Source organism: Pseudooceanicola profundus, from assembly GCF_054919315.1.
Genome location: NZ_CM142898.1, coordinates 1,330,058 through 1,345,838 on the forward strand (window position 1 = coordinate 1,330,058; position 15,781 = coordinate 1,345,838).

General features: G+C 64.8%; 17 protein-coding genes. 2 read left to right on the top strand and 15 right to left on the bottom strand.

Translation table 11 applies throughout. The features are described from left to right. Positions 1 to 107: 107 nt before the first annotated feature. Positions 108 to 1,001, bottom strand: coding sequence for a LysR substrate-binding domain-containing protein (locus ACX9MO_RS06110; RefSeq protein ID WP_462213897.1), 894 nt, complete (start codon positions 999 to 1,001; stop codon positions 108 to 110). A gap of 104 nt (positions 1,002 to 1,105) precedes the next feature. On the opposite strand from ACX9MO_RS06110, the gene ACX9MO_RS06115 reads away from it, so the two are divergent. Then, complete coding sequence (locus ACX9MO_RS06115) at positions 1,106 to 1,750, top strand: peroxiredoxin (protein ID WP_462213898.1); 645 nt, start codon at positions 1,106 to 1,108, stop codon at positions 1,748 to 1,750. 62 nt (positions 1,751 to 1,812) lie between these two features. Then, entirely contained in the window at positions 1,813 to 2,682 is an 870-nt protein-coding gene (locus ACX9MO_RS06120) for an MBL fold metallo-hydrolase (protein ID WP_462213899.1), read from the top strand. A gap of 144 nt (positions 2,683 to 2,826) precedes the next feature. Here ACX9MO_RS06120 and ACX9MO_RS06125 read toward each other — a convergent pair whose 3' ends face one another. The 14 genes from ACX9MO_RS06125 to ACX9MO_RS06190 all read right to left on the bottom strand — a co-directional run bounded on the left by ACX9MO_RS06125 (position 2,827) and on the right by ACX9MO_RS06190 (position 15,530). Continuing rightward, entirely contained in the window at positions 2,827 to 3,141 is a 315-nt protein-coding gene (locus ACX9MO_RS06125) for a hypothetical protein (protein ID WP_462213900.1), read from the bottom strand. An 80-nt stretch (positions 3,142 to 3,221) separates the two neighbouring features. Next, positions 3,222 to 3,536, bottom strand: coding sequence for a hypothetical protein (locus ACX9MO_RS06130; RefSeq protein ID WP_462213901.1), 315 nt, complete (start codon positions 3,534 to 3,536; stop codon positions 3,222 to 3,224). A 259-nt stretch (positions 3,537 to 3,795) separates the two neighbouring features. Next, positions 3,796 to 4,485 carry a Crp/Fnr family transcriptional regulator gene (locus ACX9MO_RS06135; protein ID WP_462213902.1) on the bottom strand — a complete coding sequence of 230 codons (690 nt, stop codon included), beginning with the start codon at positions 4,483 to 4,485 and terminating at the stop codon, positions 3,796 to 3,798. Positions 4,486 to 4,716: 231 nt separating this feature from the next. Beyond that, the gene (locus tag ACX9MO_RS06140) at positions 4,717 to 5,163 is read right to left on the bottom strand and encodes a hypothetical protein (protein ID WP_462213903.1); all 447 of its coding nucleotides are present in this window, start codon (positions 5,161 to 5,163) and stop codon (positions 4,717 to 4,719) included. 19 nt (positions 5,164 to 5,182) lie between these two features. Further along, positions 5,183 to 6,148 carry an SLAC1 anion channel family protein gene (locus tag ACX9MO_RS06145; protein WP_462213904.1) on the bottom strand — a complete coding sequence of 322 codons (966 nt, stop codon included), beginning with the start codon at positions 6,146 to 6,148 and terminating at the stop codon, positions 5,183 to 5,185. 15 nt (positions 6,149 to 6,163) lie between these two features. Beyond that, positions 6,164 to 6,649 carry a bacterioferritin gene (locus tag ACX9MO_RS06150; RefSeq protein ID WP_462213905.1) on the bottom strand — a complete coding sequence of 162 codons (486 nt, stop codon included), beginning with the start codon at positions 6,647 to 6,649 and terminating at the stop codon, positions 6,164 to 6,166. Positions 6,650 to 6,677: 28 nt separating this feature from the next. Further along, complete coding sequence (locus tag ACX9MO_RS06155) at positions 6,678 to 7,046, bottom strand: DUF5368 domain-containing protein (protein ID WP_462213906.1); 369 nt, start codon at positions 7,044 to 7,046, stop codon at positions 6,678 to 6,680. 12 nt (positions 7,047 to 7,058) lie between these two features. After that, entirely contained in the window at positions 7,059 to 8,363 is a 1,305-nt protein-coding gene (locus ACX9MO_RS06160; protein ID WP_462213907.1) for an NAD(P)/FAD-dependent oxidoreductase, read from the bottom strand. A gap of 172 nt (positions 8,364 to 8,535) precedes the next feature. After that, positions 8,536 to 8,673: a cytochrome bd-I oxidase subunit CydX gene (cydX, locus tag ACX9MO_RS06165; protein ID WP_462213908.1), complete on the bottom strand. Its 138-nt coding sequence runs from the start codon at positions 8,671 to 8,673 to the stop codon at positions 8,536 to 8,538. A 12-nt stretch (positions 8,674 to 8,685) separates the two neighbouring features. After that, positions 8,686 to 9,846, bottom strand: a complete 1,161-nt coding sequence (cydB, locus tag ACX9MO_RS06170; protein WP_462213909.1) for a cytochrome d ubiquinol oxidase subunit II — start codon at positions 9,844 to 9,846, stop codon at positions 8,686 to 8,688. 5 nt (positions 9,847 to 9,851) lie between these two features. After that, positions 9,852 to 11,462, bottom strand: coding sequence for a cytochrome ubiquinol oxidase subunit I (locus ACX9MO_RS06175; protein WP_462213910.1), 1,611 nt, complete (start codon positions 11,460 to 11,462; stop codon positions 9,852 to 9,854). A 58-nt stretch (positions 11,463 to 11,520) separates the two neighbouring features. Beyond that, entirely contained in the window at positions 11,521 to 13,164 is a 1,644-nt protein-coding gene (locus ACX9MO_RS06180; protein ID WP_462213911.1) for an amino acid ABC transporter ATP-binding/permease protein, read from the bottom strand. Next, the gene (locus ACX9MO_RS06185) at positions 13,161 to 14,831 is read right to left on the bottom strand and encodes an ABC transporter ATP-binding protein/permease (protein ID WP_462213912.1); all 1,671 of its coding nucleotides are present in this window, start codon (positions 14,829 to 14,831) and stop codon (positions 13,161 to 13,163) included. The genes ACX9MO_RS06180 and ACX9MO_RS06185 overlap by 4 nt, the downstream gene beginning before the upstream one ends. A 6-nt stretch (positions 14,832 to 14,837) precedes the next feature. Further along, on the bottom strand, positions 14,838 to 15,530 hold the full coding sequence (locus ACX9MO_RS06190) for a Crp/Fnr family transcriptional regulator (RefSeq protein WP_462213913.1): 693 nt from the start codon (positions 15,528 to 15,530) through the stop codon (positions 14,838 to 14,840). Between the last annotated feature and the right edge of the window lie 251 nt (positions 15,531 to 15,781).

A 15,781-nucleotide genomic window follows, 5' to 3' on the forward strand; every position in this document is an offset into this window, starting at 1 on the left:
AGTGCTGGAGCGCACGGCTCATTCGACATGTGGCATCTTGTGCCACCTGCTCACCGCCGACGGCCGGAGGTCGACTGGCCATGTCCGAATGGCCTGAGGCTTGCAGCCTATCCGGCAAAACGCAGGCCCGCGTTTTCTTTCAAGAGCCGCCCCAGCATCCTGAACAAGTCACTACGGGCAGAGCCTGGGCGCCAGGCAAGCACCACTTGCCTTGGACATGCGTCGGGCAGAGGTGTCAGTCGGACGTCTGCCGCGCCGACCACTCCGGCCTCTACAGCGAGGTTCGGCAGCAGGGTGATGCCGAGCCCCTCCGAGACCATCGCAATCAACGTCGTCAGGCTGGTCGCCGCGAAACTGTCCTCCGGCGCCACGAGGCGCCCGGGGTAGGCCGCAAGGGCGTGTCGTTGCAGGCAATGACCCTTCTCCAGCAGCATCAACTGGCCGCTCTCGACAAGCGCCTCGGACCCGCTGGGGGCCGGCCAGCGCCCCGGCGAAGCGAGTTGATAACCATCTTCGAACAGCTTCATCACTTCGAGCGATCCCGTGTCGAAGGGCAAGGCGATCAGCACCAGATCGAGACGACCAGCATTCAGGCCTTCGATTAGGCTTTCGGTCATTTCTTCGCGGAGGTAGAGGCGCAGGTCCGGGAACGCATCCCGCAACGCGGGCATCATGCGGGGAAGCAGATAAGGACCGATCGTCGGAATTGACCCGAGCCGGAGTTCGCCTTCGAAAGGGTTTCGATGCGCCCGCGCAAGTGTCTCGATCTCGCCCGCATCCAATAACATCTGCCGACCGCGAGCTGCCACTTCCTTGCCCACCGGCGTGAGAAGGACACTGCGCCGGGTGCGTTCGATCAGTTGAATGCCAAGCCGGTCTTCAAGCTCCTTGATGCCGGCACTGAGGGTCGGCTGCGTGACGAAGCAGAGTTCGGCCGCACGGGAGAAGTTGAGTGTCTCTTCGACGGCAGTCAGAAACCGGAGTTGGCGCAGCGTGATCATTTATAGACCTACTCTATCACAGGCAGAGCTTCTTTCAATTTCATCTATCAGATTGAAGCGATTATCTGTTTCCCATCGAAACGCTGACGAGAAGGAATCCAGCAATGACCGAAGAAACTCGCCCGGTCGGGCCCCGCCTCAACGAACCTGCCCCGGCCTTCGATGCACTGACGACCCATGGACAGAAAAAGCTCGAAGACTATCGCGGCAAATGGCTGATCCTGTTCTCGCATCCGGCGGATTTCACCCCGGTATGCACCACGGAATTCATTGCCTTCGCCAAGCGCCAAGATGAATTCGCCGCACTGAACACCGAGCTGCTCGGGCTCTCAATCGATAGCCACTACAGCCATATCGCATGGGTGCTGAACATTAAGGAGAAGTTCGGCGTAGACGTGCGCTTCCCGATCATCGCCGACCTGAACATGGCAGTGGCCCAAGCCTATGGCATGATCCAGCCGGGTGCTTCGGATACCGCCGCCGTCCGCGCCACCTTCATCATCGATCCGGAAGGCGTGCTGCGCGCCATGGTCTACTACCCGATGAACGCAGGCAGGTCGGTCGCAGAGATTCATCGCCTGTTGGTCGCGCTCCAGACGGCTGATGAGAACAAATGCGCCATGCCTGAGAACTGGGTCCCCGGCGACGAGGTCATCGTCCCAACGCCACCCACCCCGGAAGCCGCGCAAGCCCGTGCAGGAGAAGGCTACAACACGGTGGACTGGTACTTCTCTACCCGCGCGCTCTGAAGCACCCGGGTGGGCCCTCCAGGCCCACCGAACCAGACCACTCCCCATTAGGAGAAAGAGCCATGAGCAATCCCATCGTTAAATCCTTCTGGGACCAGGCCACCGGAAGCTGGCAATATGTCTTCCACGATCCTGAGACCATGAAGGGCGCAATCGTCGATCCCGTCCTCGACTTCGATCCGCTGGCCGGGGCGACCTCGACCGATAGCGCGCAACAACTGCTCGACTACATTCGGGAAACGGGAATCGAGCTGGTCTGGATCCTCGACACCCATCCCCACGCCGACCACTTTTCCGCCGCCCAATGGCTCAAGGAGCAGACCGGCGCTCCTACGGCAATCGGGGAGAAAGTGATCGGGGTTCAGAAACTTTGGCAGGACATCTATAACCTCCCCTCAGACTTCCCTGTGGATGGCAGCCAATGGGATCGCCTCTTCGCCGATGGCGAGTGCTTCATGGTGGGAAATGTGCCGGTCAAGGTCGTGTTCTCGCCGGGGCACACTCTGGCCTCGATCACCTATGTCGCGGGCGATGCGGCATTCGTGCACGATACCCTGATGATGCCTGACAGCGGCTCCTCCCGCGCCGATTTCCCGGGCGGCAGTTCTGATGCGCTCTATGACAGCATTTCGGCAATCCTGGCATTGCCCGAAGGGACGCGGGTTTTCGTCGGTCACGATTACGCGCCCGGGCGCGAGGCGAAATGCGAGGCCACTGTGGCAGAACATCGTGCCAGCAACATACATTGGAAAGGCGCGCCGTCGCGGGCTGAATACCGCTCGGTGCGGGACGCCCGCGACGCGACCCTGCCATTGCCCAAATTGATGCTGGCTGCCCTGCAAGTGAACATCCGCGGCGGACGACTGCCCGAAGCGGAAAACAACGGGAGGTCCTACCTCAAGTTGCCACTGAATTACTTCCAGAGCCGCTGAGCCTGAGTGACCATGCGGGATGAGTCCAGTTGCCTGGAGTTGTCCCGCCCATTTTTCTGGAGGTCGAAATCGAGGCTGAAAGTCTCTACAAGTAGTGTAGCGAACTGATCAAATAGGCCACGATTGGTTTCGGGACCGCGCGTCTCAAGAACTGGAATCATCTTTTCGCAGAGATTCGCGATCATAGCCACCTTGGCGCGTCGGCGGCCTTCGACTGGGATCGATCTTGGCACCGAGTTTTTCCAAGGCGAGCATGACCTGGTGAAACACCTCTTCATCCAATGCGCGCATGCCTTCCCCTTCGGCCACGTCGATTTCGCTGGCATCGTAGGCCCAGCGACGCAGGATCTCGATCTTCTGCTCAGTCGTCAGCTGCGCATCCGCAAGTACCTCTTGGGGGCTCTCATAAATATCGGGTGGGTCGAGCAACGCCTTCTCAAATCGTTCGCTATCAGTCATCCGATCCCTCCCTAAAAGGCTCCCTGCAAACTCGCGTCGATGGGCGCGCGTGTATGCAACCTGGCGACAAGATATTGCTTTCAAGTGCTCCAGTCGTGCACATGCACGTCGCGTCCCGAATGGCCTTCCAGAATCTTGATCGCCAGGTTCTCGCGTTCCTTGGATGCGCGCGGCGCGGTCGGATCGTCTTCGAGGTCTTTGGAATGCCAGAAGCGGTCTCCCAGCTTTTCTCGCAGGGCGGATTCCGAGCCGAGAAGGCTGATGTCATGGCGGCTGAACCCGACCATGGTTAGATCGTAGTATGCCTGCTGAAGTGCTTCGAAGCTGTCGAAGACCCCAACCGCCTCAGGCACCTTGATAATCGAAGTGTGCTTTCCGCTTTGACTTCCTTGCATAATCGGTCTCTCCCATATGGTGCTGAGGTCGGAGCCAAATGATCAAATGAATGCCTTCCACGCCGGCGGTAGACAGGAAGATCATTCATCACCTTCAAGTCACGCGTCCGACCGAAGACGAAATCTGTTTCGAGGGAGCTTAGACTGAGCTCGGTCGGAACCAAAGGAAAAGCTTGTGCGCCACTCCTGTCGCTGTCTTGTGGCATTGCGCTACGTCAATGGGCCATAATCGGCAACGCGGGCGGCTCCAGCCGCGGGATCATGCGCCGGCCGAGCGCACCAGTCGTGTCAGGCCTTCTCGGCCCACGAGGTCGACTCTACCCCGGGATTGTTCGATCCATCCGCGGCGTTGAAACTCAGCCAGCGTGCGCGAAATGACTTCCCGGGCGGTGCCGAGTTCTGAGGCCAGAAAGGCATGCGTGGCATGCACCGTGCCTGAATCGTCCGCCAATTCGAGAAGCCGGGATGCCAACCGAACATCCATCTTTTGGAAGACGATATCGTCGATCAGCGTGAAGAGATCGGTAATCCGGCGGGAATAGGCGGCAAAAACGAACTCCCGGAATATCCGGGATCTTGCTACGAGGTCGTCGAATGTGGTGCGAGGAATAACTACGGCCGTCACCTCCGACTCGGCGATCCCGTCGGCCGAGTATTCCTCGAACGCCAGCATACACGCTGTCGTCAGAACGCAGCTTTCTCCCGCATGGACCCGGTATAGGAAGACCTCGCGTCCAGTCTCGGACCTCTGCTGGACGCGGACGGAGCCTTCCAGGAGAAGCATGAGATTATCCGCCGACTGTCCCGGTGCAAACACTTGTGTCCCAGCGGGAACCTTGACGATTTGGCTGCCATTCATCAGGTCGGCGCGAATGTCTTCCGGTAGCCTTTTCAAGCCTTCGAAACGGTCAATCCAATCCTCGGATCGGCTCATCGGGTCAACAGTCATGCAGCATGCCTCCTACACGGCGACAGACTGCACTGCCACGACAGTCCCGGCCAGAGGGATCAGCTCGGGAAATCACACCTTCTCGGGTTTGAGGTTGGCCGATGTGCGCGCTTTCCTCAACCCCGGACTCGAAGAAGGCGTGCACCGGCCGACCCCTGCCGCGTGATCCCCGAGGACCTGCGTCCTGCCGGGGACCGTTTTTGGCGGCGGGAGGCCTTCGCGATCGCGAGTTCAGAAGCTTAGAACCCGGGTATCCGCCGCGATCAGACGTGCCGCCATCTCGGACGGATCGGCAACGCCCACGCCGTCGAGCAGCACCGATGCGTCCTTGCCCAGACCGGGCAGGTAGATCGCGCAGACCTCGACAGTGCCGCCGGCTTTTTGCCGGATCGCCTGCATGAGACCCTGGGGGCTCATGTCGCGTGGCGGCTGTCCGGCGGTGGCGGTCTCGGGCGCTTCCTTCAGCGCGATGTCGCCGGCGGGACCGCAGAGCAGGATATACGCCTCGGCGCCCTGTTGGGCCGCCTGCATGGTCAGGACCATGGCCATCAGCTGGGTCTGCGGTTCGGGGGAGGTGACAACGGTCACCACCTTGCCCACGGCGTCCTGCGCGAGGGAGGCGGTCGCGGCAAGGCCGGAAAGGGCTGCCAAGGTGGTGGCGAGGAGGAATTTCTTCATGTCTGCGATCCTTTCAGGTTTACTCGGGTTGACAGATCTCGTGCGCCATCGCGGCGCGTATTGTCCGAACGACCAGCCCCGCGATGGTTAAGACCAGCAGTCCGAGAAGGACCAGCCCCAACACTCGGTGAAAGCCTGATCCGGTCAGCGCCGCATGGTGAAGGCTGGCCGTAGTCAACGCCGCGAGCGGAAAGGAGAGCGCCCAGAACGACAGTGCGAAGGGCGGTTTCGCCAGCGCCGGCACCTGCAGCGCCACCAGCGCCGCGAAGAAATAGCCGATGTTGAGCAGCAGACGCGCGGTCGCGTCGACCTCGCCACCGTTCAGTAGCAGCCAAGACAGGTATGCGACGGCGGGCGGGGCCACGAGAATGACCAGCGTCGGGCGCAGCTTGCCGGGCAGCGGGTCGTGAAAAATCAGCCGGTTGAAGACCAGCGTCAGCAGGACAATCCAGAACAGGATTCCGACGGCGAAGAAATACCAGCTGAGCTCGACATGACCCAGCGGGACGCCGGCCAGCGGCACGATGACGTTGCCCACGGCCGGAATGAACCAGGCCGGTGAAAGCTGTCCCGGCCCGAAGGCGCGATGCGATATCCAGGCGTTGATGACCGCCAGTGTCAGGATCGCCTGAGCCCCGGCGCCGATCATCCAGATCGAACCGGCGAGGTCGGGTCTGCCGTCCCGCAGGAACGCGGCGAAGAGCAGCAGCGAAATCGAGATGGCCGGAAAGAAGGCCAGCCGCACGGGGTGTGCCCATTCCGCGGCGATTGCGGCGGGGTGCCGGACGGCCTTAACCGCGAAGACGCAGCCCAGGCCTACCAGCGCGGCAAGCGCGACATAGCCGGCGACCGTGCTGGGCCCCACGAAACCACCGGAACGCAGCGCAAGCGCCAGGCCGAACAGACCCATGGTCATCCCGAAGACGCTGATCGGGAAATGCTCAAGACGTGTCGGCAGCGGAGTGTGTTCGGCCTGTGCGCTCATGATTTTGCGTCCGCGTCAGTCTTCGTCTTCGTTACCGAAAGAGACCAGCTTGGCGCTGTAGGTCTTTTCGCCAAGCCGCTCGATCAGGTCGAGTTGCAGCTCGAGCCAGCCCTTGTGCCCCTCTTCATCCAGCACGATCTTTTCAAACAACGTCCGGGTGCCGATGTCGCCCAGCTCGGCCGCGTGCATGGCCGCCTTGGTGTAGTAGGTGATTGCCTCTTCCTCATCCGCGAGGTCGCCCTTGAACATGGCTGGCAAAGTCTCAGCCGCGACGGGCGCCTTGTCGAAGCCCAGCTCCGGTTTGGCCTTGAGGAACATCAGTCGTTCGATGAACATATCGGAATGGCCCAGCTCCTCGGCCATTTCCTCGCGCATCTGGTCCGCGAGCTTGGTCAGCCCCCAATCATCGAGCGTATGGGCGTGAAGCTGATACTGGTGCGCTGCCGTCATTTCCATTTTCACAGCGCGTTGCAGGTATTCGATGATCTTTTCGTTGGACATGATAGGTCTCCTTTACATGAGATGAAGGCTACTGGTTTTCTTCGCCCTTGGTGCGATCACTGCCGATCAGCGCCTCTGCGGTGTAGACGAGGATCGCCATACCGATGGCACCCGCGACAGCCACGCCCAGCAGGACGATGATGTCAATTGGCCCCCCCATGTCGGACAGGTGGGAATGGGTCATCACCATTAGAAACCACACTGCAGCCACAGCCCCCGCGGGCATGGAGAGTTGCGCCAGAAGGAATTTCTTCCAACTGACGGAGCGGTCGCGGATCAGGATGTAAAGGTAGGCCAGCGTCACGACCACCGCAGCCGCTACCATAAGCCAGAACAGGCCGCGGCCAAAGATTTCCTCGAAAACGGCAATCAGCGTGCCGAAAGTCATGTCTTTCATATCAGGTCCTCCTCAGGCCTCGCCACGCAGCATGGCGTTGTAGGTGGCCTTCAACGCCACCTCCTTCATGAGCCAGCTTATCCAGAGTTCCTCGAGGGGCGCGATAATGCCCGGGAAGGAAGGAACAAGGTTGTTGTGATAATCGAACTCTACCAGCATCGCGCGGCCGATCCGGGTAATCAGCGGGCAGGAAGTGTATCCGTCATAACGCTCAGTCCCCTCGCGGCCGTCGATGGCGGCGACGAGGTGATCCTCGACGACCGGCACCTGCCATTTCACGCTGGCCGCCGTTTTTCCCTTGGGCACACCGGCCACGTCTCCGAGCGCGAAGATCTCCGGGTAACGGAGGTGACGCAATGTGGACATGTCGACTTCGACCCAGCCTTGGTCGGTCCACTTGTCCGCCCATGACAGGCCGGACTGGCGGATGAAGTCCGGCGCCCGTTGCGGCGGGATGACGTGAATGTAGTCGTAATCGACCTCCTCGGTCCCGTCGGTAGTGGCGAAGGTGGCGCGCTTCGCGCCTGCGTCGATGGCGGTCAGCGTGCGGCCCATCATGGTATCGACGCCCCGGTCCTCGAACAGCATCCGCACCTTTTCGGCCACGATCGGCACCCCGAAGAGCGAGCCCTGCGGCGCGGCGTAGACCATGTTCATCTTGTCGGCATTGCCGGCGCGGCGGGCGATGTCGTCGATCAGGAAGGTGTGCTTGAGCGGGGCGCCCGCGCATTTCATCTCGGTCGCCGGGCGAGTGAAGAACCCGGTGCCGCCTTCCTCGGTGAATTTCTGCGCCGCCTGCCAGGTGCGGGCGGCATGGTCGGGCCCGCCGTAGAGCGCGCCGATGCCGTCCTTGCCAATCATGTCGGTCGAGAAGCCGTCGATGGCGTCGTAATCCAGCACCAGGCCGGGGGCGAGGACGAGCCAGTCATAGGCGATCGTCTGACCACCGTCCGTGCTGACGGTTTTGGCCTCCGCGTCCACGGCGGCGACCTTCTCGGCGATCCATTCGACGCCTCCGGGCAGCCAGTGGCTTTCGGCCGAGGTCACGTAGTCGGCGGGCTTCAGCCCCGTCGCCACCAGCGTCAAGCCGGGCTGGTAGAGATGCGTGGTGCGCGGGTCGATTATGGTGATCGTCGCGCCGTCCAGCCGATCGACCAGGCGATTGGCAAGCGCGGTGCCCGCGGCCCCGGCGCCGACGATGACGATGCGCGCCGAGGTCGCGACCTGCGCCCGTGCGGGTTTCGCCCCGGCCAGCGGCACCGCGGCGGCGGCCATGCCGACCGATGCGGCGAGGCTCAGGAAATCTCTGCGTTTCATCCGGTCATGTCCTCCTGGTCCGGGAGTCGCGGGTGGGCCTGCGGGCGATGGCAGGGGCCGCGAGTCGGTATGCATCTGTCTACCGCGTGGGCGGGCAGGAAGTGTGTGACTTGGTCACATTCCGATAAGAGAATGCAAAGATGGCCGGCGGCTTGCCGGCCATCCTGCAATGTCAGTCATCCACGGCGGGCGGCCGGGTGTCCGTCTCGTCCGCGAGGACCCGGTCGCGCTGCAATTCCAGCCACATGGCGTTCATCACGGCGAAGATCGCGGCGAGTGGCAGGCCGAGAAGCCAGGCAAAATACCACATGCGATGTTCCTTTCAGTAGCTGTGGCCGGGGCCGGTGACGTCGCTCTCGGTCACCTTGCCCCAGAGCACCTTGTAGACCCACGCCGTGTACATGAGGATTAGCGGCATGAAGATCGCCGTGCAGACCAGCATGATGAAGAGCGTCATGTGCGAGGACGAACTGTCCCAGACGGTTAGCGAGGATTTCGGGTCCAGCGACGAGGGCAGGATGAACGGGAACATCGTCAGCCCGACGCTGGAGATCGCGCCGAAGATGCCGAGCTTGGACCACAGCAGCGTCGACACCTCGCGCCCGGCGCGCAGGCCGAGCACGGCAAGGGCCATGCCCGCCAGCCCGGCGACCGGCGCGATGACGATCCAGGGCCTGTCGGCATAGGCCGAAAGCCAGGTCCCGGTGCGCTCGATCTCGGAATAGAGCGGGTTGGACGGGCCGTCCGTGACGACCTCGCCGACGATGGCGTAACCGTCGATCCCGACGGCGAGCCAGAGCCCGGCCAGCAGGTAGCCGGCGATGGTCACCAGCCCGGTCACCGTGCCGAAGCGCCGCGCCCGGTCGGCCACCGGCCCCTCGGCCTTGAGCGACAGCCAGGCCGCGCCGTGCGTGACGAGCATGGCCAGGGACACGATCCCGGTCAGCAGGGCAAAGGGGTTCAGCAGGCCGAAGAACTTGCCGTAATAACTGCCCTCGTAACGTGAGAAGAGATCCGGTGTCAGCTCGAACGGCACGCCCTGCAGGACATTGCCTACCGCCACGCCGAAGATCAAAGCGGGTACCGCACCGCCCACGAAGAGCGCCCAGTCCCAGCCGTTCCGCCAGGCCGCGCTGTCGCGTTTTGAACGATACTTGAACCCTACGGGCCGCAGGATCAGCGCCGCGAGGATGGCGAACATGGCGAGGTAGAAGCCCGAGAAGCTGACCGCGTAGAGCGGCGGCCAGGCCGCGAAGATCGCGCCCCCGCCAAGGATGAACCAGACTTGGTTACCTTCCCAGACCGGGCCGACCGTGTTGATGACCACACGCCGCTCCACATCGGTCTTGCCGACGAAGGGCAGAAGCGCGCCCACCCCCATGTCGAAGCCGTCCGTCAGGGCGAACCCGATCAGCAGCACGCCCAGCAGCAGCCACCAGATGACGCGCAGCACCTCGTAGGAAAGAAGTTCATAGAGGGTCATGTGTCTTACTCCGCAGGTGTAGCGAACGGCCCCTGGCCGTCATGGGTGCGCAGGCGATGTTCGTGCCGCGCCTCCCAGGCTTCGGTCTCTTCCACGTCCTCGGTCGGACCCCGGCGGATGTATTTCAGCATCAGCCCCATCTCGACGATGAAGAGCACGGTGTAGAAGATCATGAAGCCGGCGATGGTCAGCAGGAGGTCCTGGATGCTCAGGTGGCTGACCGACAGCGCGGTCGGCAGCACCCCGTCCACCGTCCAGGGCTGGCGGCCGTATTCGGCCACGAACCAGCCAAGTTCCGCCGCGAGCCAGGGGGCGGGGATGATCGCCACACCCAGCCGCAGCGCCCATCGGGGATAGCTCTGCTGCCGGAAGGACGAGCGCCAGAAGAAATAGGCCATAACCGCGATGAAGCCGAAGCCCAGGCCGACCATGGCGCGGAAGGCCCAGAAGAGCGGCAGCACGCCGGGGATCGTGTCCTCGGCCGTGCGGGCGATCTGTTCGGGCGTCGCGTCGCGCGGATCCTCCATGTAGCGCAGGAGGAGGAAGGCAAAGCCCAGGTTGTCGGAATTCGCCTCGAAGGTCTCGCGCACCCCGGCCGGGGTGGCGTCCCGCTCTTCGCGGATGGTCATCAGCGCGTCATAGGCCAGGATGCCGCTTTCGATCCGGTCCTCGGCCTCGGCCACCAGGTCGTTGATCCCGGGGATTTCCTGGGTCAGCGACCGCGTGCCGATCAGCCCCATCACCCAGGGGATCTCGATCGCATAATGCGTCTCCCGCGCCGCGACGTCGGGGATGCCGACCAGCGTGAAGGGGGCGGGCGCGTGATGCGTTTCCCACATTCCTTCCATCGCGGCGAGCTTCATCCGCTGGGTGTGACTGGCCGAATAGCCGCTTTCGTCCCCGAGAACGACGACCGACAGGGCCGAGGCCAGGCCGAAGGATGCGGCGACGGTGATCGACCGGCGGGCCAGCGCCGTGTGCCGGCCCTTGAGCAGGTACCACGCGGACACGCCCAGCACGAAGACGGAGGCCGTGACGTAGCCGGCCGAGACTGTGTGCACGAATTTCGCCTGCGCGACCTCGTTGAAGACCACGTCGAAGAAGGAGGTCATCTCCATCCGCATCGTGTCGGGATTGAAGCGCGCGCCGACCGGGTTCTGCATCCAGCCGTTGGCGATCAGGATCCACAGCGCCGAGAAGTTGGACCCGATGGCGACCAGCCAGGCCACGACCAGGTGCGCCACCTTGGACAGCTTGTCCCAGCCGAAGAAGAACAGGCCAACGAAGGTCGCCTCCAGGAAGAAAGCCATCAGCCCCTCGATGGCGAGGGGGGCGCCGAAGATATCGCCGACATAGTGGGAATAGTAGGACCAGTTCATCCCGAACTGGAATTCCATGGTGATGCCGGTGGCGACGCCGAGGACGAAGTTGATGCCGAACAGCATGCCCCAGAATTTCGTCATCTGCCGCCAGATCGGCCGGCCCGTCATGACGTAGACGGTCTCCATGATCGCGACGAGGATGGACAGTCCCAGCGTCAGCGGCACGAAGAGGAAGTGATACATGGCCGTCATCGCGAATTGCAGGCGTGACAGCTCGACGATATCGAGCTCCATTTCGAGTTCTCCTTTGTCCGAGGGGGCGACTCGGACGTCCCCTGCATGCAAAGGTCTATTAGCGAAACAGGTTCGTCGCGGACGGTGACTTCGTCACAGAAGCTCGCGATAGGCTGACGGTTCGCCCGAATACCGGGTGGTCTCCGCCCCGGTGCAGCGCGGCGAGGATGGCCGCGTCCGGCAGTATGCACCGGATCCCGGTGAGAACCGCGTCGGCGGTCCCGGCGTCCAGACCTTCGGTCGGCTCGTCCAGCAACAGGATGCACGGCTTGCGCAGCAGCACACGCGCGATGGCGAGGCGGCGAGCCTGTCCGCCCGACAGCCCGGCGCCGCCCTCGCCAAGCCGCGCGTCCAGTCCGCCCCGCTCCCGGATGGTGTCGGCCAGGCACACCGCCTCCAGCACCGCCCACAATGCCGGTTCCTCCGCCGGGCCGGCGAGCGTCAGGTTGTCGCGCACACTGCCCGCGATGAGGGCGGATCGCTGGGGCAGCATGGTGAGGATCCGCCTCAAGTCGGTCTCGTCCATTTCGGCTGGCGGCATGCCGAGGACGCGCACGCCTTCCGATGGAGCGAGGCCCGCGATCTGCATGAGAAGCGTCGTCTTGCCCGATCCGGACGGCCCGGTCAGCGCGATGGCCTCGCCTGGGCCGAGGTCTAACCGGGCTTCGGGCATCGAGACCGTCAGCAGGTGTTCCCCGTGGTCCACCGGACGCGTCGTCCCGGCCTGGTCCGTGTCCGTTCGCGGGGCCATCACCCGTGCCGCCGCGCCCGTCATCCGCCCGAGCTCGGCGATGCCACGGCGCAGCGGCAGCAGCGTTTCGGCAAGCGCCAGCGCGACGAAGAAGCCGATCACGGCCGTCGCCCGATCGACCGCGCCCGCCACGAGGAGCCAGCTGCCGCCGACGAGCGCGGCCGATGCGGCGATGGCCACGGTCACCGAAAGGGCCAGTCCCGCATAACGCTCCGCCCGGTCGAGCGCGGCAGCCGACTGGCGCGCGCCCGCATCCTGCGCGATCAGCCGGTCCTCGGCGTCGCCCAGACCGCCCGACAGGATCAGCGCCTCGCGGTCCCGGATCATGTCGATCACCCCGCGGCGCAGCGCCTGCCCAAGCGTTTCCGCCTCGGCCGCCGGGCCCATCGTCCTGCTGCCCAACCATGCCAGGATGAATGCGGCGGCCAGCAGGTAGGTGCCCAGGACGACGCCGGCGACCGCCCAGCCGACCAGCCAGGCCAGCACGGCGAAGACCAGCAGGTGCGTCACCAGCGCCGCCATCGCCGGGAGGGCGAGGCGCAGGACCACCCCGTCGAGCGCGTCCACGTCCGATACGATGCGCGTCAGCACGCCTTCGCCGCGCAATCGGGCGAGGTCGCGCCCGCCTTGCCGGGCATGGGCGCGCAGCAGGACCACCCGGAGAGCCGCCAGGGCGCGCAGCGTGGCGTCGTGCGTGAGCAAACGTTCGCCGTAGCGCGCCGCCGTGCGGCCGAGGGCGAGGAAACGCACCCCGGCGGACGGGCGGAACACGTCGAAGGCGATGCCGATCCCGGCGAGACCGGCCATGCCGGTGGCTGTGATGAACCAGCCCGACAGCCCCAACAGCGCGGCGCCCATCAGGAGGACGACAACCGACAGGGCGGCGCCCCGGGCCATCGCCCACGGCGCAGCGCCGAGCAGCAGGCGCAGGGCATGGAGCAGCGGCCTCATGCGCCCACCTCCACCTGCCGGTCCATCGCAGCGGCCAGGCGCGGATCATGCGTGGCCACGATCACCCCCCGCCCCTCGGCATTGAGCCGCAGCAGCGCGGCTATGACCCGGCCCGCCGTCACCTCGTCGAGGTCCGCCGTCGGCTCGTCCGCCAGCACAAGGTCGCCCCCCGCCAGGATCGCCCGCGCCACCATCAGCCGCCGCGCCTCTCCGCCCGAGATGCCGCCGCCGGTCTCACCAAGCCGCGTGTCCAGCCCGTAGGGCAGGCGCGCCACGATCCCGGCCGCATCGGCCATGTGCAGCGCGCGGGCCTGATCGGCGTCATCCCCAAGCGGGGCGAGCCAGTTGCGCAAGGCGATGTCCGGGAAATGCACCTGCTGCGGGATCAGGGCGATCCGGGCGCGCCAGGCATCGGCCGTGTCCGGGTCGAGCGGCTGGCCGCACACCTCGATCCGCCCGGAGGCAAGCGGCACCAGTCCCGCGATCGCCGCCAGCGCGATGGATTTTCCCGCGCCGCTCGGGCCGGTCAGGGCCAGGGTCTCTCCGGCCCCGAGGGAGAGGTCGGGCAAGTGCACCCGCCGTCCCGGCAGGGACGCGACGGCCCCGGTGCTGCGCAAGTGGAATGCACCGGCAAGCGGCGCCGCGCGCTCTCCTTTCCCTACCAGTTCCGACCGTTCGGCCTCGTCCAGCGCATCCAGCTCCTCGACGACCGCGAACCCCGCCGCGCGGTCGTGCCAGGCGGCGGCGAGGTTGCGCAGCGGCTCAAAGAATTCCGGCGCGATCAGCAGGAGGAAGACGCCTTCGCCCACCGTCAGCGGCGTGCCCCAGGAGCCGAAGGTGATCTCGCCCAGAAGGGTGAAGCCGACGAAGACAGCCACCAGCGCGACGCCGATCGCGGCGAAGAGCTCCAGCACCGTGGAGGACAGAAAGGCGACGCGTAGGACGGCCATGGTGCGCGCGCGCAGCGCCTCGGCTCGGCGCCTGAAATCCTCGGCCGCTCTGTTCGCCGCGCCCAGCAGCCGGATGTCGGTCATGGCCGAGAGGCGGTCCAGCAGCATGTCGTTCATGCTGCCGATCTCGACCATCTGCCGGCGCGACGCGTCCTCCGCCGCCATGCCCACAAGCGCCATGAAGACCGGGATCAGCGGCCCGGCCACCAGGAGGGTCAGGCCGACGACCCAGGACAGCCAGAACGACAAGACGAGAAGGAGCGCCGGCAGGACCGAGACGCGGACCATGGCGACGTGATAGCGGGTGATCCACGGCTGAAGCAGCGGCAGCTTCTGCACCGCGAGAGAGGCGATGGCGGCGGAGCCGGGGTCGGCCGGCCGCCGCGCCTCCCGCCGCAGAATGGCCTGCCGTTCCCGCGCGATGGTTCTGTCCGCCGCCCGGAACAGGAACGCACCCGCGCGATGGTCGAGTAGGGCGCGCAGACTGCCCAGGGCGACGAAAACCACGGCGACGAGGATCGTGCCGTCAAGGTCGCGGGCGCCCTCGGCCCACCCCGCGATCGCCCAGGCTATCGCTGCAGCCTGCACCGGCCACAGCATCCCGGCAAGCACCGCCAGCCCGCCGGCGCGGTTCAGGTCCTGCGCGACGGGCGCGATGATCCGCTGTTTCGCGCGCAGCCTCGGGCTTGCCTTGTCAGACGTGACGGGTCGTTTCATCGTTTCTCAGGATGCCGGTCTTCCGGCCGGTTGTGACGCGGCATTCCCGTCTCGGCAAGCCGACCCGGGCGACAGGAGAGCCAGCTGCGCAAGCGCTGCGGGGCACAGCACCTCGATCCATCCCCGGCCCTGATCGATCCAGCCCTTGTCGGCAAAACGTTTCAGAGTGCGGGACACGACCTCCCGAGCGGTAAGGAGATCGCTGGCGATCCGCTGATGCGTGACCTCGATCCGTGTGTCGAGCGGCCTGTCCAGAAGCCACTTCGCCAGCCTCTGATCGATGCTCATGCCGCCGGTCGTGCGCGCGAAGAAGGCGGGAAGACGGGAGGCGTGCTGCCGGAAGAGAGCGCGGCGGAACGCGACATCTTCCGAAACCATGCACCGGAAGTCTTCGGGGGGCAGCACCAGCCACGCGCTCGGTTTGAGGCAAACCGCGCGCACGGCGAGTTCGGCCCGCGCCAGGATGGCCGCGGTGACCGGCATGCAATCCTGCCCGCCGAGCGCGCGGCATTCGGCCCAAGGCACCTGCCGGCCTCGCGTGCGGAAGCTGACGCAAAGACTCCCCCGGGTCAGGAGGACGAAGGAACGTGGCGGGCCGTTCCATTCGAAGGCGACGTCGCCGACGGGTCCCTTGCGCGGGTCGCCCCCGGCGGCGGTTACAGCGTTGATCAGCACGCCCGCGTCCGCCTGGCTGCTCATCTGAACGATCCCATGCAAGGAGCCTCGACGGTGCTTGAAGTGACCGGAAGGTATTCAAGTATGGATGCCCGTTTGCCAATCGGCCGCTGCGGCGGTAAATGCCCCAGCCGCGCTCTTTGCAGGGGTTCATGAGCTCCGTATCGACTGGAAGCGACGCGAGACCAGATACTGGCCGAGCATCCTGACGCGGAAGGCATGATGTTCTCCTCGGTTCTTCCTGCCTGTGTCGCACGACGGACTGACATGGGAAG